This window comes from Bacteroides mediterraneensis (genome assembly GCF_025993685.1).
GTDB classification, from domain to species: Bacteria; Bacteroidota; Bacteroidia; order Bacteroidales; family Bacteroidaceae; genus Phocaeicola; species Phocaeicola mediterraneensis_A.
The window spans coordinates 2,489,044-2,506,814 of record NZ_DAJPEN010000001.1 but is presented as its reverse complement, the minus strand read 5'-3'; the positions used below and the strand labels follow the sequence as shown (position 1 = coordinate 2,506,814).

Below are 17,771 nucleotides of genomic sequence, written 5' to 3'. Positions count from 1 at the left end.
CAAACGGAAGATGATATTTCAAACAGCAAAGGGAGACCCCACCATTCGTGTGAAGCTCTCCCTTTACGTTACTTCTCATACAGCAGCAAAAACTCCATCTTCCGTCGCCGCTCTATCGAGCGGATTTTCCGCCCCTTGTAGTGGCAGTAGGATATATACTCCTTATAGATGTCCCTGTCACCGGCTTCCAGCTTTTTCAGCAGACGGCTTTTCGGGTGTTTCCCATATCCGAGCAGAGTTCCGTGACCCACATTGTAGCTGAGTACGGTCAGGATCAGGGCATCTTTCCCATACTTGCTGAACAACCTGTAACGCTTCTCCAAATCCCTTATCAGCAGTTTTTCCGCTTCCGCCTCCGTCATATCATAGGACAGTTCCTCTCCCGGAAGTTTACAATGTCCGTAACCGTAGTACGGATAATCAGAACGGTCATGGAGTCCCTCGTATTTCTTAATCAGCTCGACGGCTAACCCAGCCTTCGCTTCATCTTTGAACGAGGCGGGTGTCCCAACCGTACCCGTATTCTGCGCCGGCAGGCTGGCGGAAAAAGCAACCGCCAGCACCGCCGGGGCAAACAGCCTTTTCATTACTCCTTTACTGATAGACACCTCCTTTCACCGTATTCAGCATATCGTTCCCGGACGGAGCCTCTTCCGCATCCGAATCGTTGTTGAAATCCGTTTCCCATTCAAAAGAGTTCCCGAAATTGTCCTCCACCGTAATGGTCAGGCTCTGTGACTCGTCACACTCCGATGTGTAGTACAGGCGGAACTTCTCGTTCTCCAACAGGTAACGGTCGTTAGGCTGGAACACCAGCCCGTTGTCGAGCTTCAGCGTACCTTCGCCGTCAAACTGGAAATATCGGATGGTATAGACCGCCCCGTCAAACTCGCCCTCACGCACCAGTTCGCAGCGGATTTCAGCCGTTTCACCCTTTGCCAGCTCCTTCGGTACGGGCATCGTTTCCACCGTAAACGGATAAGCCTGCGTCACGTCCAGCCCATCATCACAGGCCGTCATGCAGATAGAAAGCAGTCCGGTACAGAAGACTGCCAGCATTTTTACTGTATTTACCTTTTCTCTTATTCCATCTTTAAGTCTGTTCATGTCCATAATCATTATAATTTTATTCCGTTGTTTTTTCCTTTCTTTTCGTTTTCCCGCCATGCCTGCCTTTCGGCAAGCGTCTTTTGCAGATAGTCGTTCAGGTCCTTGCAGCCGCCGTACAGTCCGGAGCAGTCCGTCACCTTTCCACCGTACCGTGTACGCAGGGCTTCCAGCGTCCTCCGTCCGGCTTCATCATTGTCAAAGTGACATTGTAGTTTCCCGTAACCGTCCAGATGCCTGTATGCCTTCGTCAGGTTCGACACCGAGTTCAGCACGAGATGGTCTTCACCGTTTCCAATTCCAAGCACACGTGCCGACAGATAGTCCATGAACCCCTCGTACAGGTTGCAGCTTGCCGAACCGTAAGCCAGCAGTGTCACATCCTTGGGCGGCAGGCATCCCTTGAAGAAGCGGTTGCGTATCTCATAGCCGCCCCCTCCGTTACCGAATGCCACGGCAAAATACCGCTTCCCGTGTGTGGTGTAGTGTATCTCCCTGCATCCGCCGATGGCCACCCCCGACGATATGCCCCTTTCCTGCATGTAGCAGAGCAGCGCCCGGTTCTGGAGCGGCATCAGCTCCACGTCCTCAAAGGACGGCTCTACCGGCCGCCTCACTTCGCATGGGTTGTACACCTTCTTTTCCGGCAGCGGCATACCCGCCACTTCCGCCACATACCTTACCTGCGAGAGGAAATCCTCGCAATGGATGAACTCCCCGGCAAGGGCGAAGATATTGCCGCCCTTGCCCAGTCCGTAGTCATACCACAGGTTTCGCTCCATGTTCACCTTGAACGACGCCGTGCGTTCCTCCCTGTACGGAGCCTTGTACCACAGCGCGTTTGTCCTGCGCTGCACTGGCGAATGGCCCAGCCGTGCGAGGAACTCCTCAATCGGTATCCTCTTCATTCTGTCTATTTCCGTTTCCGTACTCATGGCTTCATCCCCCGTTTTATCATCCTGCTCTTATGAGGCTGGTCATACTGGAACCGGCTGTTCTCCTTCGAGAAGCGGATAACCGTATCATTCATCACTCCTGTCGGTGTGGTGAACTGTTTCACCAGCAGCGGCTTGCCTTCATAGACCCGCTTTACCGTACCTGCATCGAATCTCTCACCGCAGGCCTTTTCCAGCAGATTCCCCAGCGTATATATGTTGCATCCGTTCCTGACCGCCTCCGGTATGGAGTCCGGTCTTGCCCGTACCACGTCCGGATACAGCTTTTCCGCCACGAGGCATATTTCCGGCGTGCGTCTGTCCGGCGGGATATGCAGGAACGACTGGAAACAGTCCTCTTCCATACCTGCCATATAGACCTTTTCCGTTTTGATGTCCTCACGTACGCTGCGGTGCAGCAGCGCCGCATTCCCCGATGTCCTGACTGCCATCAGCGCAAGCTCTTCCGTCTGCAAGTGCACGGGTACATACTGCAGGCAGTGCCCGTCCTTCCCGACAAGAAAACCGGCAATCTCCCTGTCCATGACTTCCGGGCGGACAGTCACCGCAAGATCCGTCATGTCCGTTCCTCCGGCGGAGTCCTTCAGGCATTCGAGTACCACGTCCGCAAAAGGCATGAAGCCGATGATGGCGCAATGACCGTAATCGAGGTCGGAACTGGCGTTGAACGCTTCCCGGCACATCTCGCGTGTCTTCATTTCTTCCGGCACTATTCCCAGATTGTATCCCCATCCGCGCACCGCCTCCAGACAGAGCTGCGGGCTGCGGTATTCGTGAGGAACGTTATAGAAGGTCTCCGGTTTTTCCCGTACCTGGGCATGGTACTTCTCCGGTACATGCCATTCCTTTTTTATCGCTTCCTTCTTCATGATTGCCGTCAGTTGATGATGAACTTTATACCTATCCCGTACTCCGTGCGGCACACGCCCGTACTGCCGCCCCATAGGAAACGCTCCCTTACCGAAGCCGTCAGTGCGATGAAGTCCGCAAGATACAGCTCCATGTCCAGTGTGGCGGCGCAGCCATAGACGAAGCCGTCCCTGTTGTTCAGCCTTGCTCCGTCATACAGCGTCCTTTCTCCCCAGTTTACCGTCTCGTATCCGGCAAGGGCTGACGCCCCCGCGTAGAAGAACACCGTCTTTTTCACATCCGACAGGAAGTTGTAGTAGAAACCGCCCTCCGCCGTGAACTGTGCCACGGGAACATTCACGCTCCTGTACGGATGATTGGTCTGCTGGTATTCCGCCCCGTACACCCATTTGTTGCCGCCCCTTGCATAGCTCGACAGTGCGGCTCCCAGCCAGTAGCCGTCCGCCCCGATCATTCCGGCTTTCATCTCAATGCCCCGCATCTTCGGCAGGCATCGCTGGGCTTCCGCCCGTCCTGCAAGAAGGACGGACAGAAGCATTGCTAAAAACACCGCCTTGCCTTTCATCGTACACGCAGTTCGTTGATGGTTTCAGCCTGTACCAGGTCTTCGTTCTCCACGACAAACGTCTGATGACGCCCTCCGTTCTTCTCGTTCATTTCCACCACCAGCTGCTTGCCGTCGGGGATGGTGAACTTCTGCAGGCAGAACACCGTGCTCTCGGACTTTTTCCCGGCCACACGCACCGCATAGTTGTACGCACGGAGCGGAAACAGCACCTGTTCCTGGATGGCGGTTCGTTTCGCCACCTTCTTGTCCACAATCTTGAACGTGATGTAGTCCACGTCAAACGGCACGTTGCTCTGGTTCTTTATCTCCGTGTGCAGGTACAGCAGGTCGTTGTGGACATATATCCCTTTCAGCAGATACTGGATGCCGAAACGCTTGCAGCCGATGTGCTTCACCTTGCGCTTGTTCTCCTTGTGCAGCGACTTCATGATGAGATGCACCAGCATGGGGCTTTCGCTTCCCAGTTCCTTCAGATAGATTTCCTGCGCGTTGTTCGGGCGGTTCACCGTGCTGCCGTCATGGATGAAGTCCTTCATCTCCACATTGAGCAGCAGCGGTTCATCGGCGTATTTCACGTTGAACGAATAATAGGACCCGTCCTCCGTGATGACGCTCATGTTCGTCTCCGTGCGGAAGTTTCTTACCGTCGCCTTCACGCGGATGACGTTCTCCGCACCGTCAGCCTTGCCCGCTATGAGGTTGGGAGAACCCAAGTCCACATAGCGCACTGCCGAGGGAAACAGGATATGCACCGTCTTGTCATACGTGACCTCCAGACCGTGCGGCGGTATCATGCGGTCAAACATCAGTTTTCTGGTCAGTCCGTGATACAGGTCGCCGTCCTCCTCCGTCTGCGGATAGACGTCCTTTACCAGTTTCAGCTCCTCCGCCTTCGTGGTGGCGGTGCTGTCGTTTTTCACTTCCTGTGCGTGTCCTGCACAGACAATGCCCGTCATAAGGGCAAACATCATCATTACTTTTCTGATACTCATTTTTACGTTGGATTTAGTGGTTGATAAAATTTGAATGTTCTTTTTCCTTTCGTCTCTTGCTGTCTATTTTTCCTGATACAGCAGCACCCTGTATCCCGATTTCAGATGCACCCTTACCGTGCGCATCCTCTTCGATATATACTGCGAGACTCCCTGTATCACTCCCTTTCCCAGATCGGAGGCGAGCTGCGCCCCCGCATCGGTCGAGATGTTGATGCTGCTTCCGAGCGAACTGCCCATGTTCGCCCCGATTTCCTTTGCCGCGTCCGTTTCCATCGAGCCGGGCACAAAGATGCCCGCCTGTCCGTCGCTGTCGTACACCGCCAGTTCCACACCTACGATGGTTCCCTCATGCTCCAGCGAGCCGATACCTATCTCCAGACGCTCACCCTGCAGGCGTGCCGTCCCCACAAGGGTCGTGTTCCTTGGTATTGTCCGTCCAGACACCCGCATCGGCTCCAGCAGCCGCAGCCTTACCGTCTGTCCGTCCGTTACCGTCTGGTCGCCCTGTACGCAGGCTGCTATGGTGTTCTTTCCCGGTGCCTCCGTACTGCCGATGGCAGTGTGGAACCCGTAGTTCCTTTCGCCCCCGTAGTCCGCTATAAAGGCGGAATCTGTCAGGGGCTGCGGCAGGGCGGACACCGTTGACGGGCGCACGCCGCTCACTGGTTCAGCCTTCATTTTCTTTTCGCCGGCATTGCTTTCCCTCATTTCCGTCCCATCGGTCCGTGCGGTCTGCCCGGCATTGTTTCCTCCGTTCTGGTACTTCGCTGCCAGCTCGTACGACTTCTCCAGCAGGGCGACCTGTTCCTCCATCCTTGCGGGCTGTTTCTCCTGTTCCATGACCATGCGTTCCAGTTCGTCGATGCGCTGCCTGAGCTTCTTCTTCTCGGCGTCCTCCTTCGGCGGCTCATAGAACGTACCCAGCGAGGTGTTCAGCCGCTCGTTGGCGGCAGCCGAGGAGCGAATGCCTGTCTGTATTCCGCTTCCGCCCGTCTTCGGCGATGTTTCCGGTTGTGCCAGGCGGCAGTCGTCCGTTCCGTCTGCCGTGTCCGTTCCTTCCGTCTTGTCGTTCCAGAACGCGGACAGGTCGCCCACCATGCCCCGGCGTTCCTTCTTCCTGTTCTCCAGCTGCTGCTGTTCGTATGCCTTCGCCTTGTCGCCGATGATTCCGGAGTTTTCCGGCAGGGGCATGTCCGTGTTGAATCCCAGTCCCTGCCGTTCCTTTCCGCCGTCTTTCTGCGAGGGGGCAAAGATGAGCCACATGCACCCCAGAAAGGTCAGCACCATCAGCGGATAGACCAGCATCTTCTTTCTCCGCTGGCGCTGTTCTTCCGTCAGCGGTCTTTTCTCTTTTGTCTCATTCCTTTTCTGTTCCTTTTCCATACATCCTGTTTTTATGATAATGTTCATACGCTTCCTGCAAATCCGCTTTTTGCGGCAGTTCCGGTTTCTTTATGTGCCGTATCTCCATCGTCCCGTTTCCTTTCCCGAAGCTGGCAATGGCGGTGGCGGTCATGTACAGACAGCCTGCGGCAAAGGCGGCGGACATCACTGCCACCGTCGCCAGCCTTGCCTTCGGCGACAGTGCGTCCAGTCTCCTGTGCAGTTTTTCCCTGAGAACGGCAGCGCATTTTCCCGTCAGAATATTCATCTTTCCCATACGCCTATCTCTCCATGCTTCTGATGTCCCTGTTCTCCAGTATCGTGAATCCCTCTATGGTGAACCCGTTCGGATTGTCGTCCGAGCGGCTCGCGTTGAGCAGCCGGCAGGTCGTTACCAGCGTGCGCTCCGTCACGTTGCTTTCCCTGATGATCATCTGCCTTGCGTAGGTGCGTGCCTCATAGGGATAGTGGTCGAAGTTGCAGACTACGCTGTCCACCTGGAGCACCTGGTTGATGTTCCCCGCGATGATGCGGTTGTAGAATCCCTTTTCCGCAAAGTCGGCGTAGTAGTTGTACGCGCTTCTGTCCGCCAGCAGCAGCGCACGCTTCACGTTGTGCTCGATGGCGCTCTTCTCCGGCGAGAGGGTGAAGAACAGCTCGTGGAAGCGGCGCACATGCTCCCTCGCTTCCGCCGGACGGTTCTGCGACAGGTCTTGCGAAAGGGCGAGCATCAGGCTCTTTCCCCCGTCAAGTACGTATATCTTCTGCCTCTGCGCTTCGGCGAAGCGGAAGGCGCATACCACCGAGCAGATGACGACGGCGGCACATACCGCCGTGTAAATGATTCCGAACAGACGTATCTGCCGGAAACTAGTTTCTATGTTATTCAGGCTCTTGAACTCCATTCTTTCTGTTTTTTATGGTTTGTAAAATCATTTTGGTATGCTTTCCCGGGGTGGCACAGCAGCTATGCCAGGGTACCGCCCCGGTTATCAGGCTATTTTCTTTTCAGCAGCCGTCCGGCCTGTTTTCTGATAAACTTGCCCGTGCGTCCCGCTACGTTTCCGGCTGCCGCACCTGCCAGACTGCCGCCAAGGGCGCCCGCAGTGCCGATGTTCTTGTTGTAGCTGCCCACTCCGCCACCGGCCTGGATTATCCATCCGGCTACCGTCGGGATGGTGAAGTATCCCACGATACCGATAACGAGGAACACGATGTACACCCCGTTGCTCGCCTCTACCGAGAAGTTCGGGTCTGCCTGCATCGCCTCGATGTCATTCTGGAGCATCAGTATCTGTATCTTCGCCAGTATCGTGCTGAACAGGTCGGAGACGGGCAGCCACAGGTAAATCTGTATGTAGCGGCTGAACCATGCCGAAAGCGTGGAGTGGAAGCCGTCCCATACCGAGAAGGCGAAGGCGACGGGTCCCAGTATCGACAGCACCACCAGGAAGAACGTCCTGAGCGTGTCGATGACAAGGGCGGCAGCTGCGAACATCAGCTCCAGCAGCTCGCGGAACCAGTCACGCACGCTCTTCTTGATGTTGTACGCCGCACGGTCCATGTACATGCCCGTCATGGTGATCATGTCCGACGGCGACCAGCCCAGCTCGTCTATCTGGCGGTCGAACTCCTCGTCCGAGGCGAGATAGGCGGTTTCCGGGTTGCGCATCATCGCCTCGTATTCCAGCCTGTCTTTCTGTTCCCTGTACTTCTCCATGTCAAAGGTCTGTTCCTCCAGTATCGAGTGCGTCCCCTGTACGATTACTCCCAGAACGGAGTTCATCGTTCCCAGCACGATGGTCGGGAAGAAGAGGATGCACAGTCCGATGGCAAACGGCCGCAGCAGCGGGTACACGTCTATCGCCTCGGCACGGGCGAGCGACTGCCACACGCGCACCGCCACATAGAACAGGGCGCCCAGTCCGGCAAGCCCCTTTGCCACTCCTGCCATGTCCGAGCAGAGCGGCATCATCTCCTCATACAGCGAGAGGAGTATCTGGTGCAGGTTGTCAAACTCTCCCATAGGCTACCAGTATTTTTCGTTGGAGTTCCCGTAGAGTGCCATCACCCGGTCCATGTCGTTCTTCTTTCTCGCCCGCAGGTACGACACCGATATGGTCTTGTTCGTGTAGTAGCGCACGAGGTTGCGGTAGTTCATCAGGCTGCGGTAGGCATTGTCTATGATGGCGAGCCTTTCCGCATCCGTCAGTGACATGCCCGTCACGTTCACCACATTCTTCAGGTCCTGCAGCACGTCCGAGCTTTCGTCTATCAGCATCGCATAGCCCGACGAGATGGCGGCAAGCTCCTCCGGCGTGTAGTTCTCGTCCGAGAGCATCTTCTGGTAGTTGTCCACATAGATTTCCGATATTTCCATTACCAGAGAGATGCTTTTCGCCACCTTCGCGCCGCCCTTTACCACGTCGTGCACCGATTTCAGTGCGTCGTAATACGCCTTTCCCTGCTCGAACACCTTCTTCGTTTCCAGAAAGCCGTTCAGGGTGTTGGCTTTCGTCCCGGCTGTCTCCACCATCTCCTTGGCGGAGTTGATGATGCTCTGCGCAAGATTTCCGGGGTCGGACACCACCCATTGGGCATTTGCCCCGCCTGTCCCCGCAAGGCACAGGCAGACCGCAATCAGCGGTATTTTCAGTTTCTGTCTCATTCTCATTCTTTTTTTGGATTTAGTGGTTCGTTAAGTTGCTATTGCATATTCTCTTTCTCCTTTGTCCTTTCGCCGTCACCTGCATCCGTGTTCACCCGGACATAGTCACCGCCCGGCGAAAATGTCAGCACATCCGTCTCCTCGTTGTATGCCACGTCAATGCGGAACCCCGTGTTCATATACAGGTTGCCGTTCTCCTCCCTCTGCAGCAGATAGGTCTCCGGTCTCAGTACGCGACGTACGCCCTTGCGTCTGAACAGTGTCACCTTATATAATTCTCCCTCCCTGTACACCAGTATGTCGGGACCGGCTTCCGCGTTTTCCCAGTTTCCGCAGATTCTGTCGCGGGTGTCGCCGTCTTCTTTTGCCATTATATCACAGGCTTGCAGCATCAGCGATGCCATGCCTATCAGACCGCCGCACAGCAGCAGCCTTTCGGTCTTTGTCAGTTTGATGTTCATTTTCTTGTCTTCTTTAAGTTTCGTTCTTTCATTTTTTTCAATCCTTTTTTCTTTTCGTCTTTTCCGTAACCGGAGTCCGCCCGGTTTCCTTTTCCGTCAGAATCCCGGTCTTCTGCCTTTACGCCTGCACATGCGGTTTTCCCTTGCGCCATTCTCCGGCGCCTCCTTCTGTGCAGGTACCGACTGCCGTACTGCGGGTTTGCCGAACAGCTCGTCCGCATCCGGCTTCTTGCCCGTCATCCGGCAGAATCGGGCATCCAGTTCCCGGTATGCCTTTTCCACCTGCTTGAGTACCGTTTCGCGCGGTCCCTTGTGGTCAATGCCGTATTTGTTCAGGATTTCCGGCTTGTACCACATCGGGTCGTCATAGTCTTTCCGGTACACCATACCTCTCAGATAGAGCAGTTCCTGATATTTTTCTTCCAGATAGTCCCTTGCCGGAGCGGGGCAGATGCTTTCGTAAGCCTTTTCCACCGCAAGAGTGATTTTGCCCTTGGCTCTTCCTGCCTCGCACAGTTCTTTCATGCGCTGCTCCTTCCCATATCCCCTGCAATCCGGTTCAGCAGGCATCCGGTGAACCTGTATTTCCAGTTTCTTGTACCGCTGGTAGTCTTCTTCCAGTCCGTATCGCCTTCTGATATGTTCCGGTAGTCCGGTCCCGAATGTCAGGAACTCACGGAACCATGAGATATGCTCCCGAATTTCCTCCCGTTTCCGCAGCGCTTCATCGCTGTATCCGTCATCAATGTACATGTTGTCAGTCTTTTGGTTCATAAATCATTTTCTATTTTTCATTTACTGTATATTTCCTGCCGGTTCACTGTCCCGTCCGTTCCTCTTTCCGCCGCTCCGCCACCTGACGGATGGCAGCTTCCATGTCGCCTCCCAGTTTCTCCGCCAGTTCGCGTACTTCCATCTTCTCCGTCTCCTCCGTCGTATAGGCGAGATACTCTTGCATCGACACCTCCGTGGCATATACCGCCGAATGCGTGCCCCCAAGTCCTATCCACACCTCCTTGTACCGCCTCGACGGGTCGTTGGACTGGTTGATCGAGAGTATCTGCGACTTCTCCTTTTCCGTCAGACCCAGCAGCGACTGTATCTGGTCGAACTTGTTCATGTACTTGCGCTGGTCCAGCAGGATTTTGCAGTCCGAGTTGTTGATGATGCTTTCCTTCACGATGGGCGAGCTGATGATGTCGTCCACTTCCTGTGTCACCACAATCGCCTCCCCGAAATACTTTCTCACCGTCTTGTACATGTATCGCAGGTAGTCAGCCATGTTTGCCGATGAAAGGGCCTTCCAAGCCTCTTCCACAATCAGCTGTTTCCTTACGCCTTTCAACCGGCGCATCTTGTTGATGAACGCCTCCATGATGATGATGGTCACCACCGGAAACAGCTCGGCATTGTCCTTTATCGAGTCAATCTCGAAGACCACGAACCGCTTGTGCAGCAGGTCGATGTTCTCCGCCGAGTTGAGCAGGAAGTCATAGCGTCCGCCCCGGTAGTACTGCCTCAGGGTGGTCAGGAAATTGTCGATGTTGAAGTCCGACTTCTCCACCTTGATGTAGCGTTCCTCCATTTCCTTGCGGTACACGTCCCGCATGTATTCGTAGAACGAGTCGAACGACGGCACGATACCCTTGTCCTGACCGAGCAGCTGGATATAGGCGTTCACCGCGCTTCCCAGCTCCGCCGATTCCGTTTTCGTGGCGGGTTCGTTCTCGCTTTTCCACAGCGTCAGCAGCAGCGTCTTGATGCTGTCCTTTTTCTCCACGTCGAACACTCCGTCATCCGTATAGAACGGGTTGAACGAGATGGGCTTCTCCTCCGTATAGGTGAAGTAGATGCCGTCCTTTCCGTGCGTACGGCGGTGTATCATCTCGCACAGTCCCTGATAGGAGTTTCCCGTGTCCACCAGTACCACGTGCGTGCCCTGCTCGTAATACTGCCGCACCAGATGGTTCATGAAGAACGACTTGCCGCTTCCGCTCGGTCCCAGCACGAACTTGTTGCGGTTGGTCGTGATGCCGCGCTTCATCGGCAGGTCGGATATGTCGATATGCAGCGGCTTGCCGCTGATACGGTCTGCCATGCGGATGCCGAAAGCCGAGGGCGAGTCCCGGTAGTTGGTCTCTCCGGCGAACAGGCATACTGCCTGCTCGACAAACGTGTGGAACGATTCCTCCGCCGGAAAGTCCGCCGCATTGCCCGGTATGCCCGCCCAGAACAGCGTCGGGCAGTCCGTCGTGTTGTGGCGGGGCACGCATCCCATCGAGGCCAGCTGGCTCCCCACGTCGTTCCTTATCCGTTTCAGCTCCTCCGTGTCGTCGCTCCACGCCATCACGTTGAAGTGGGCGCGGACGGACTTCAGCCCCTGTGAGTGGGCTTCGTTCAGATATTCCTCTATCCACTCGCAGTTGATGGCGTTCTGGCGGCTGTAGCGCGAGAGCGACTGCATGTTCCTTGCCGACTTCTCGAAGCGGCGCAGCTCCTCGTCGCTGTTGCCGACAAACACGTACTGGTTGTAGATATGGTTGCAGGGCAGCAGCAGTCCCAGCGGGGCGGCAAACGACAGGCGGCAGTCCGAGCGGTCGGTCGAGAGCCGTTCGTAACGGCTGTCCGTGGCTACCGCAGCCGGCAGGTCTTCCGTGTCCGACAGCGTGTGCAGGCACAGGCGCTTGTCGCCGATGCGCATCTCCTCCGCGCTCATGGCGATGTCTTCCAGACACGCCGTATCCTCCGTCGTCAGTGCCAGGTATCTGCCTATGATACCCGTTTCCTTTTCCGTTCCCGTAATCTCATCGTCCCTCAGGCGGCGCAGGCGGACGTGTCCCGAATCGTTCAGGATGCGGGCGAACTGTTCCACCGCCTCCATGAACTTCAGCGCCGTCTCCCTGTCCTGTATCTCCTTCGGGATGATATGTCCGCGGCACAGCGTGCTCCAGTTGCTCTGCCGCCTCATGCGTTCCTTCGTCGTCTTGGTCAGGAACAGATAGCTCCTGTGGCTCAGATACGGGCGCTCGTTGAAGTGCATCCCGTTGCTCCGTGCCAGGAAGCCCGTACCTTCCTTCTCCCAGTCGGGGCGGTACAGTTCCTTCATATACCAGTCCTGCTTGTGCAGTACCGAATAGTCGGGCAGTACCTTGATTGCCTTGCACCACGTGGCATGGATACTCTCGTATTCTTCCGCCGTTACGGTATAGACCTCCGGCAGCTCCACCTCGAAGGCTGCGGTAATGTCTGCATCCTTCGAGATGATGCACCCGTGTTCCACCGCCAGCAGCGGGAACCGGCTCTCCAGTGTGGTGGCTTTCATTACGTTTCTCATTCTTTCCTTCCTTTCCTTTTTCGTCTTAACAGATGGGACACCCGTCTGCGGTGGAGCAGGTAGCGCGGGCGCATCCGTGCAGCGCCCAGCTTCATCAGTCCGTGCTGGCCGTACTTCGCGTTCAGCCGGAACGTGAGCCACACCACGGCGGAAGCCGCCGTGACTCCCAGGCCGATGCAGACCCACTGGTTCACGCCCGCCATGTACAGGATGACAAACAGGAGGAAGGCGGCAAGCAGCCCGCCCGCAAACACGAACAGGTACTGCGCCTTCAACCCCTTGAACTCCACCGGACGACCGATGCCCTTGTTTACCGGGTATTCAGCCATTGTCCTTTTATCTTATTATATATGGGAAACGCCTGTTTACAGGAAGAACGAGCGCAGGATGGTTGCGCTTACAATCAGGAAGATACAGGCTCCGAACCAGCTTGCGGCGGTCTTGCTCGTGTCCGGATCACCGGACGAGAACTTGCCATAGACCTTGATGCCTCCTATGAGTCCCACCACCGCACCGATGGCATAGATGAGCTTTGTCGCCGGGTCGAAATACGAGGTCACAAGATTGGTTGCCTCCGTGATGCCCGCCATGCCGTTGCCCTGTGCAAAGGCGGAAATGCTGGCAGCCGTCAGAAGGACTGCCAGAATGATTTGTTTTTTCTTCGATGTTTCTGTCATAATCTTTTCTTGTTTTTATGCCTTGGGGCGGGATATTCCCTTCGGCGGTTGATACTTTTCTTTAATTTTTGCGGCTTCGGATAAAGCCGGCTTCTGGATTTAGTGGTCCGGTGGCTGGCCGGGATTTCAGCCGTAGTCAATTTTCTTTTTTCGCATCTTCGTTGTATCTTTTATTCGTTATACATAGTCGCGGATGTTGAAATCCTCGAATCTCTCCGGCATGGCAGGCGGCCTTCTCAGTGCGGCACTTGCCGTTGATGCGGCAGGTGGGGCAGGTATCGAGTCCAGATAGTAGTCCATCAGTTCGTCCAGTCTCCTGCGTGTCGCCTCTGAGCTGCGTTCTATCAGGGCAAACAGCTCGTTGCCCTTCATCTCGCAGAATACCATTCCTGCATGGCGCCGTTCATCTCCCGTGGCGTCCGCTTTCTTCGCCGTGCGTACGGCGAGGTCGATGTCCTCAAACGTGAACCCTTCGGCAGTATCCGGTTCCGCATCCGGCTCTTCGTCCCCGTCATATCCGGCTATGTCCGACACCCGTCTGTCCGTAAACACCTCGTCCAGCTCCTCGTCCGGTATCCGGCGGCGGTGTGCGTCCGTGCCGTCCTCCTGTGCTTCGTCGGCAAAGGTAACGTCCTTCTCGTCCACCTCTTCGCTTCGTATTTCCGTGGCGGCATTTGGCGCAGGTGTGGCAGTCTGTGGCTTCGTTTCCGGCATCCTGAAGCGGCTTCTGCCCACGATCTCGGAAGCCGCCGTCCTGTTCCCGCCGTCCTTTCCGTTCTTCTCTCGGGTTGCGTCTCCCGTCCTGCGTTCCCAGGTCAGGTAGATGACCATCCACATGTTGAAGGCCATCAGCAGCACTATCAGCAGCGTCGCCATAGGCTAAAGCGGTTGCAGTTTTTCCCGGCACATCAGGGAGGCGGTCCCGTCCCCGGATGTCTGCGGGTGTTCTTCCGGTATGTTCCCTCTCTGTCCGCCTGTGGTGCTGCCGTCACCGGCCAGGGCACGCACGGGGAGCGTGAACCTGCCGTGTGTCTCCTTTTTCCTGTCTGTCTTGAAAAATCTTCCCATTGTCTTTTCCTTTCTTTTTGGATGAATAATCAGTAAATGTCCTCATAGCTCTTTTTGTAGAGTTTGCGTATCACTTCCTCATACTCGCGGAAGTGCTCTTCCAGTACGCGGTCCACATAGACCGACAGGGTAAGCCCGTTCTTGCCGATGACCTGCACGATGCGCTGTATCCGCTCGTGGTAGCTCTTGCGTATATAGGCTGTCTTGCCGGAGCATACCGGGATTTTCGGGGCGTTCAGGAAGCGTTCCAGATATTCCTCTTCCTTTCCCTTTCCGGTCCTTGGGGTCTTCTGTGGAGCCTTTGTCCTCTCTGCTGCGGGTTTTCCGCCCGCATTTCCTTCTGCCTTGTCCTCCACCTCGGGGGCGGACGCGGGCATCTCCGGACGGAACGAGTCCAGAAACTTGCCGGGATCAATATCGACATCGAGTTTCTTTGCCATCCGTTCAGCGGTTTACTATTTCCAGTATCTCTTCCGCCAGCGCGTCTATGCCGCTGCCCTTTGCCAGTGTCCTGTCCGGAGGCAGCAGCGTCGAGCGGAACAGCGGGCGGTCGCCTTCCTCGGCACCTTCCTTGCGAAAACGCTTGCTGTCCGGCAGGCTCGTCTTCAGCACCTCAAGCCCCATTCCGGCGATTACCTTCTCGTAGATGTCGTACAGGTCGGTCTTCTCGCGCCGGTCCACCATGTTCCACAGCAGGCGGATGCCCTTTATGTTCGACTTTCCCGTCGTCACCAGCGTGTCGTTCAGTATGCCCGCATATTTCAGCGAGCTTTCCATGATAAAGCGGTCGGCGGCTATGGGACAGAATATGTAGTCCATCGTCGCCACCGTCTTTATCAGTCCCATGTTGTTTACCGTACCCGTCAGGTCGAAGAATACAAAGTCGGGCGGTGTCTCCGATTCCACAAACGGCCTTGCCGCTTCCACCGCATGGTCCGGACGGCTCCCGACTATCGGGTACGCACGTTTGCCCAGGCGTTTGAACTGCTCGTAGGCAGCCCTGCGCAGGTGCGGGTTGCGTTCGATGCTCTTCAGGTCACGCTCGCGCATGTCCTTCAGGCTGAACTGGGGATAGTCGCAGTCCACGATTGCCACGTCGTATCCCTTCACATAATACAGGTAACTCGCCATCAGCACGGTGAGTGTCGTTTTGCCGGCTCCTCCCTTCTGGGTGGAGAAGGCGATGAACAGGGGTTCTTTCTTCATGCTTCCTTGTCTTTTGTTCGTTATACTTCAGTTTGTTTTCCCGGCAGGCGTTCCTGCGTCCGCACTGGCGTGTCCGCTTGGCGGCAGGGATGCCGGCCCTTGCTCACGCCGGGCTGTCTCCATGCCCGTCAGCCTGTGTGTACCATTGCCGGCGTGCCGGTTCCTCGGTCTGCCTGTCCGTGTTCCCGCCGGTATGCCTGCGTGCCGGCAGGCAGGCATACTGGCAGTGTGGCGGACAATGCGGCGTGCCGGCTGGTGGGCGTGCCGGTTTTCCTGTCCGCAAAGGAAGGGGCATTTTCCCGTATCTGTATCACTTCGGGTCTTCGTGGCAGCATTTGGCGCCGGTGTGGAAGTCTGTGGCTTTTTCCGGCGGTTCCGCGGCTCTGTCCCGCACCCTAACTTTGCACCCACAACGGCAGACTGACGCCTCTGGTGTATGCCGGGCTTCCGTTTTCTCTTTTGGGCAGCTCCGGGGTACCGGTTGGCCGGTACCCTGTCCCGTGGGTGATGGCAGGTTGGCTTTCCAATCCGTCGCGGACGGATTCTTATTAGCAACCGCTAATAGCAAGGTGTCCTTTGAGTAACTCAAAGGGTTTCCGGTTACTCCCGGAAACGACCTTGCCCCATGCGGGGAGGGGCTTCCTCTCCGGAGTCGGGAAGCCTGTCTCCCGGCTGCACCGTGTCTGCGGATGCTGCCGTCCGGCACATTTTTATACAAACCACTAAATCCTTATGTAAGATGAACAGAAATGGTCAAGGAAACGGAGCGGAAGGCTCCAAATGGGGGCGGCATCCCAAGGAAAGCCGCAAGTCGCACTGCGTGATGGTGCGTTTCGACAATGAGGAATGGCTGAAGTTCCTCTCCATGCACGAGAAGTCCGGCGTATATGCAAGGGCGGTGTTTCTCAAGGCACACTTTTTCAGGCAGCCCTTCCGGGTAGTGGTCACGGACAGGACGCTGCTGGATTACTGCACGAAGCTCTCCGCTTTCCATGCGCAGTACCGCATGGTAGGCAACAACTACAACCAGGTGGTCAGGGAGCTGCGCTGTCATTTTTCGGAGAAGAAGGCGATGGCATTGCTCTACCGTCTGGAGAAGTGTACCGGGGAGCTGGCCGCCCTGACGCAGCAGGTCATGGAGCTGTCACGTGAGTTCCGGCAGAAGCTGTCGGAAAAGGAGGAAAAGTCATGATAGCGAAAATTACCGTAGGCACGTCACTGTACGGTGCGCTTGCCTACAACGGGCAGAAGGTGAACGAAGGCGAAGGCAGGCTCCTTGCCGTAAACCGGATTTTCGACGACGGCAGCGGACATGTGGACATAGCCCGTGCCGAGCAGGACTTCATGCGCTTCATGCCGGAGCAGGTGCGCACTCGGAATAAGGTCATCCATATTTCCCTCAATCCGCACCCCGACGACCGCCTGACCGACGTGGAGCTGGAACAGCTCGCACGCGAGTATCTCGACAGGCTGGGCTACGGCGACCAGCCTTACCTTGTCTTCAAGCACGAGGACATCAGCCGCCACCACCTGCACATCGTCTCCGTCAATGTGGACGAGCAGGGAAGGCGGCTCAACCGCGATTACATCCACCGCCGCAGCAGGCGCATCACCTCCGAGCTGGAAAAGAAATACGGGCTGCACCCGGCTGACCGCCGGCAGCACCGTACCGACAATCCGCTCCGCCCGGTGGACACATCGCAGGGCGACGTCAGGCGGCAGGTATCGAATGTTGTCAAGGCTGTCATGGCAGGCTACAGGTTCCAGACGATGGGCGAATACCGTGCCCTTCTCTCGCTCTACAACGTCACCGTGGAGGAAGCCCACGGCATCGTGAACGAGCGCGAGTACCACGGGCTGGTCTATTTTTCGCTATCGTTCAGCAACCCGTCCGCCACCGGCGATTCCGGCAACAGGACCGGCACTCCCTTCAAGGCTTCCCGCATCGGCAAGTCCGTCGGCTACGAAGCCGTGCAGCGCAGGTTTGAATTTTCCAAAGGACAAATTCGGGATAAACGTCTGGCGGAGATAACCCGCAAGACCGTCGCTGCCGTGCTTGCCCGGACATACCGCCGCGAGGAGTTCGTCACCCTTCTCCGGGACAAGGGCGTGGACGTGGTGTTCCGCCATACCGACGAAGGGCGCATCTACGGGGCGACCTTCATCGACCACCGCACGGGCTGTGTGCTCAACGGCTCTCGTTTGGGCAGGGAGTTTTCCGCCAATGCCCTGCAGGAGCATTTCACCCTGCCGTATGCCGGCACTCCGCCCATACCGTTCACCATTGCCGTGGACGGGCAGCAGCCCGACACCCGTCCCGCCGTGGAATACGACGAGGGGTATTCCTCCGGCTTGGGCTTGCTCGGCGGCGACGCTTCGGGCGCACAGGCCGAGGAAGCCGCCTTCGAGCGCGATCTCTGGCGCAGGCGGAAAAAGCGTCGCAAGGGGCAGGGATTATAATTCAGTCATTCACTTGAA

General features: G+C 56.5%; 23 protein-coding genes. 2 read left to right on the top strand and 21 right to left on the bottom strand.

Annotation, left to right across the window (positions count from 1 at the left end; translation table 11 throughout):
- Positions 1-68: 68 nt before the first annotated feature.
- The 21 genes from OIM59_RS10755 to OIM59_RS10655 form a co-directional block, all read right to left on the bottom strand.
- Positions 69-587: a lysozyme gene (locus OIM59_RS10755; protein ID WP_303896641.1), complete on the bottom strand. Its 519-nt coding sequence runs from the start codon at positions 585-587 to the stop codon at positions 69-71.
- A gap of 7 nt (positions 588-594) precedes the next feature.
- Positions 595-1,113, bottom strand: a complete 519-nt coding sequence (locus tag OIM59_RS10750; protein ID WP_303896640.1) for a DUF3872 domain-containing protein — start codon at positions 1,111-1,113, stop codon at positions 595-597.
- 5 nt (positions 1,114-1,118) lie between these two features.
- Positions 1,119-2,042, bottom strand: a complete 924-nt coding sequence (locus tag OIM59_RS10745; RefSeq protein WP_303896638.1) for a toprim domain-containing protein — start codon at positions 2,040-2,042, stop codon at positions 1,119-1,121.
- Positions 2,039-2,932 carry a DUF4116 domain-containing protein gene (locus OIM59_RS10740; protein ID WP_303896637.1) on the bottom strand — a complete coding sequence of 298 codons (894 nt, stop codon included), beginning with the start codon at positions 2,930-2,932 and terminating at the stop codon, positions 2,039-2,041. The genes OIM59_RS10745 and OIM59_RS10740 overlap by 4 nt, the downstream gene beginning before the upstream one ends.
- Before the next feature lie 8 nt (positions 2,933-2,940).
- Complete coding sequence (locus tag OIM59_RS10735) at positions 2,941-3,498, bottom strand: conjugal transfer protein TraO (RefSeq protein ID WP_303896636.1); 558 nt, start codon at positions 3,496-3,498, stop codon at positions 2,941-2,943.
- Positions 3,495-4,487 carry a conjugative transposon protein TraN gene (gene traN, locus OIM59_RS10730; protein WP_303898204.1) on the bottom strand — a complete coding sequence of 331 codons (993 nt, stop codon included), beginning with the start codon at positions 4,485-4,487 and terminating at the stop codon, positions 3,495-3,497. Before traN ends, OIM59_RS10735 begins: the two co-directional genes overlap by 4 nt.
- Positions 4,488-4,556: 69 nt before the next feature.
- On the bottom strand, positions 4,557-5,879 hold the full coding sequence (gene traM / locus OIM59_RS10725; RefSeq protein WP_303896634.1) for a conjugative transposon protein TraM: 1,323 nt from the start codon (positions 5,877-5,879) through the stop codon (positions 4,557-4,559).
- On the bottom strand, positions 5,854-6,156 hold the full coding sequence (locus OIM59_RS10720) for a TraL conjugative transposon family protein (RefSeq protein ID WP_303896632.1): 303 nt from the start codon (positions 6,154-6,156) through the stop codon (positions 5,854-5,856). Before OIM59_RS10720 ends, traM begins: the two co-directional genes overlap by 26 nt.
- A gap of 4 nt (positions 6,157-6,160) precedes the next feature.
- Entirely contained in the window at positions 6,161-6,784 is a 624-nt protein-coding gene (traK, locus tag OIM59_RS10715; protein ID WP_303896631.1) for a conjugative transposon protein TraK, read from the bottom strand.
- A gap of 92 nt (positions 6,785-6,876) precedes the next feature.
- A complete protein-coding gene (gene traJ, locus OIM59_RS10710) occupies positions 6,877-7,905 on the bottom strand; it encodes a conjugative transposon protein TraJ (protein ID WP_005650205.1) in 1,029 nt (342 codons plus the stop codon).
- Between the two features lie 3 nt (positions 7,906-7,908).
- A complete protein-coding gene (locus OIM59_RS10705) occupies positions 7,909-8,547 on the bottom strand; it encodes a DUF4141 domain-containing protein (protein ID WP_005650203.1) in 639 nt (212 codons plus the stop codon).
- A 38-nt stretch (positions 8,548-8,585) separates the two neighbouring features.
- Positions 8,586-9,008, bottom strand: a complete 423-nt coding sequence (locus OIM59_RS10700; RefSeq protein ID WP_303896629.1) for a DUF3876 domain-containing protein — start codon at positions 9,006-9,008, stop codon at positions 8,586-8,588.
- Between the two features lie 96 nt (positions 9,009-9,104).
- Positions 9,105-9,782: a hypothetical protein gene (locus OIM59_RS10695; RefSeq protein WP_303896627.1), complete on the bottom strand. Its 678-nt coding sequence runs from the start codon at positions 9,780-9,782 to the stop codon at positions 9,105-9,107.
- Between the two features lie 43 nt (positions 9,783-9,825).
- Entirely contained in the window at positions 9,826-12,342 is a 2,517-nt protein-coding gene (locus OIM59_RS10690; RefSeq protein ID WP_303896625.1) for a TraG family conjugative transposon ATPase, read from the bottom strand.
- On the bottom strand, positions 12,339-12,671 hold the full coding sequence (locus OIM59_RS10685; protein ID WP_303896622.1) for a DUF4133 domain-containing protein: 333 nt from the start codon (positions 12,669-12,671) through the stop codon (positions 12,339-12,341). Before OIM59_RS10685 ends, OIM59_RS10690 begins: the two co-directional genes overlap by 4 nt.
- Before the next feature lie 36 nt (positions 12,672-12,707).
- Positions 12,708-13,019: a DUF4134 domain-containing protein gene (locus tag OIM59_RS10680; RefSeq protein WP_303896620.1), complete on the bottom strand. Its 312-nt coding sequence runs from the start codon at positions 13,017-13,019 to the stop codon at positions 12,708-12,710.
- A 177-nt stretch (positions 13,020-13,196) separates the two neighbouring features.
- The gene (locus OIM59_RS10675) at positions 13,197-13,733 is read right to left on the bottom strand and encodes a conjugal transfer protein TraD (protein ID WP_244870443.1); all 537 of its coding nucleotides are present in this window, start codon (positions 13,731-13,733) and stop codon (positions 13,197-13,199) included.
- Between the two features lie 165 nt (positions 13,734-13,898).
- Positions 13,899-14,087 (bottom strand): hypothetical protein, encoded by a 189-nt coding sequence (locus OIM59_RS10670; protein WP_303896618.1) that lies wholly within the window; start codon positions 14,085-14,087, stop codon positions 13,899-13,901.
- 29 nt (positions 14,088-14,116) lie between these two features.
- Complete coding sequence (locus OIM59_RS10665) at positions 14,117-14,527, bottom strand: DUF3408 domain-containing protein (protein WP_022021321.1); 411 nt, start codon at positions 14,525-14,527, stop codon at positions 14,117-14,119.
- A gap of 4 nt (positions 14,528-14,531) precedes the next feature.
- The gene (locus OIM59_RS10660) at positions 14,532-15,293 is read right to left on the bottom strand and encodes a ParA family protein (protein ID WP_303896617.1); all 762 of its coding nucleotides are present in this window, start codon (positions 15,291-15,293) and stop codon (positions 14,532-14,534) included.
- 128 nt (positions 15,294-15,421) lie between these two features.
- Positions 15,422-15,628 (bottom strand): hypothetical protein, encoded by a 207-nt coding sequence (locus OIM59_RS10655; RefSeq protein ID WP_118528244.1) that lies wholly within the window; start codon positions 15,626-15,628, stop codon positions 15,422-15,424.
- Positions 15,629-16,032: 404 nt separating this feature from the next.
- On the opposite strand from OIM59_RS10655, the gene mobA reads away from it, so the two are divergent.
- Both mobA and mobB read left to right on the top strand, forming a co-directional pair.
- Positions 16,033-16,485, top strand: a complete 453-nt coding sequence (gene mobA / locus OIM59_RS10650) for a conjugal transfer protein MobA (RefSeq protein ID WP_303896616.1) — start codon at positions 16,033-16,035, stop codon at positions 16,483-16,485.
- Positions 16,482-17,753, top strand: coding sequence for a conjugal transfer protein MobB (gene mobB / locus OIM59_RS10645; RefSeq protein ID WP_303896614.1), 1,272 nt, complete (start codon positions 16,482-16,484; stop codon positions 17,751-17,753). The genes mobA and mobB overlap by 4 nt, the downstream gene beginning before the upstream one ends.
- Positions 17,754-17,771 lie beyond the last annotated feature (18 nt).

Bases quoted from the DNA above. Each gene is read 5' to 3' on its own strand.
- OIM59_RS10755 (WP_303896641.1), bottom strand. From the start codon at position 587: ATGAAAAGGCTGTTTGCCCCGGCGGTGCTGGCGGTTGCTTTTTCCGCC.
- OIM59_RS10750 (WP_303896640.1), bottom strand. From the start codon at position 1,113: ATGGACATGAACAGACTTAAAGATGGAATAAGAGAAAAGGTAAATACA.
- OIM59_RS10745 (WP_303896638.1), bottom strand. From the start codon at position 2,042: ATGAGTACGGAAACGGAAATAGACAGAATGAAGAGGATACCGATTGAG.
- OIM59_RS10740 (WP_303896637.1), bottom strand. From the start codon at position 2,932: ATGAAGAAGGAAGCGATAAAAAAGGAATGGCATGTACCGGAGAAGTAC.
- OIM59_RS10735 (WP_303896636.1), bottom strand. From the start codon at position 3,498: ATGAAAGGCAAGGCGGTGTTTTTAGCAATGCTTCTGTCCGTCCTTCTT.
- traM (WP_303896634.1), bottom strand. From the start codon at position 5,879: ATGGAAAAGGAACAGAAAAGGAATGAGACAAAAGAGAAAAGACCGCTG.
- OIM59_RS10720 (WP_303896632.1), bottom strand. From the start codon at position 6,156: ATGGGAAAGATGAATATTCTGACGGGAAAATGCGCTGCCGTTCTCAGG.
- traK (WP_303896631.1), bottom strand. From the start codon at position 6,784: ATGGAGTTCAAGAGCCTGAATAACATAGAAACTAGTTTCCGGCAGATA.
- traJ (WP_005650205.1), bottom strand. From the start codon at position 7,905: ATGGGAGAGTTTGACAACCTGCACCAGATACTCCTCTCGCTGTATGAG.
- OIM59_RS10705 (WP_005650203.1), bottom strand. From the start codon at position 8,547: ATGAGACAGAAACTGAAAATACCGCTGATTGCGGTCTGCCTGTGCCTT.
- OIM59_RS10700 (WP_303896629.1), bottom strand. From the start codon at position 9,008: ATGAACATCAAACTGACAAAGACCGAAAGGCTGCTGCTGTGCGGCGGT.
- OIM59_RS10695 (WP_303896627.1), bottom strand. From the start codon at position 9,782: ATGAACCAAAAGACTGACAACATGTACATTGATGACGGATACAGCGAT.
- OIM59_RS10690 (WP_303896625.1), bottom strand. From the start codon at position 12,342: ATGAGAAACGTAATGAAAGCCACCACACTGGAGAGCCGGTTCCCGCTG.
- OIM59_RS10685 (WP_303896622.1), bottom strand. From the start codon at position 12,671: ATGGCTGAATACCCGGTAAACAAGGGCATCGGTCGTCCGGTGGAGTTC.
- OIM59_RS10680 (WP_303896620.1), bottom strand. From the start codon at position 13,019: ATGACAGAAACATCGAAGAAAAAACAAATCATTCTGGCAGTCCTTCTG.
- OIM59_RS10675 (WP_244870443.1), bottom strand. From the start codon at position 13,733: ATGCCGGAAACGAAGCCACAGACTGCCACACCTGCGCCAAATGCCGCC.
- OIM59_RS10670 (WP_303896618.1), bottom strand. From the start codon at position 14,087: ATGGGAAGATTTTTCAAGACAGACAGGAAAAAGGAGACACACGGCAGG.
- OIM59_RS10665 (WP_022021321.1), bottom strand. From the start codon at position 14,527: ATGGCAAAGAAACTCGATGTCGATATTGATCCCGGCAAGTTTCTGGAC.
- OIM59_RS10660 (WP_303896617.1), bottom strand. From the start codon at position 15,293: ATGAAGAAAGAACCCCTGTTCATCGCCTTCTCCACCCAGAAGGGAGGA.
- OIM59_RS10655 (WP_118528244.1), bottom strand. From the start codon at position 15,628: ATGCTGCCACGAAGACCCGAAGTGATACAGATACGGGAAAATGCCCCT.
- mobA (WP_303896616.1), top strand. From the start codon at position 16,033: ATGAACAGAAATGGTCAAGGAAACGGAGCGGAAGGCTCCAAATGGGGG.
- mobB (WP_303896614.1), top strand. From the start codon at position 16,482: ATGATAGCGAAAATTACCGTAGGCACGTCACTGTACGGTGCGCTTGCC.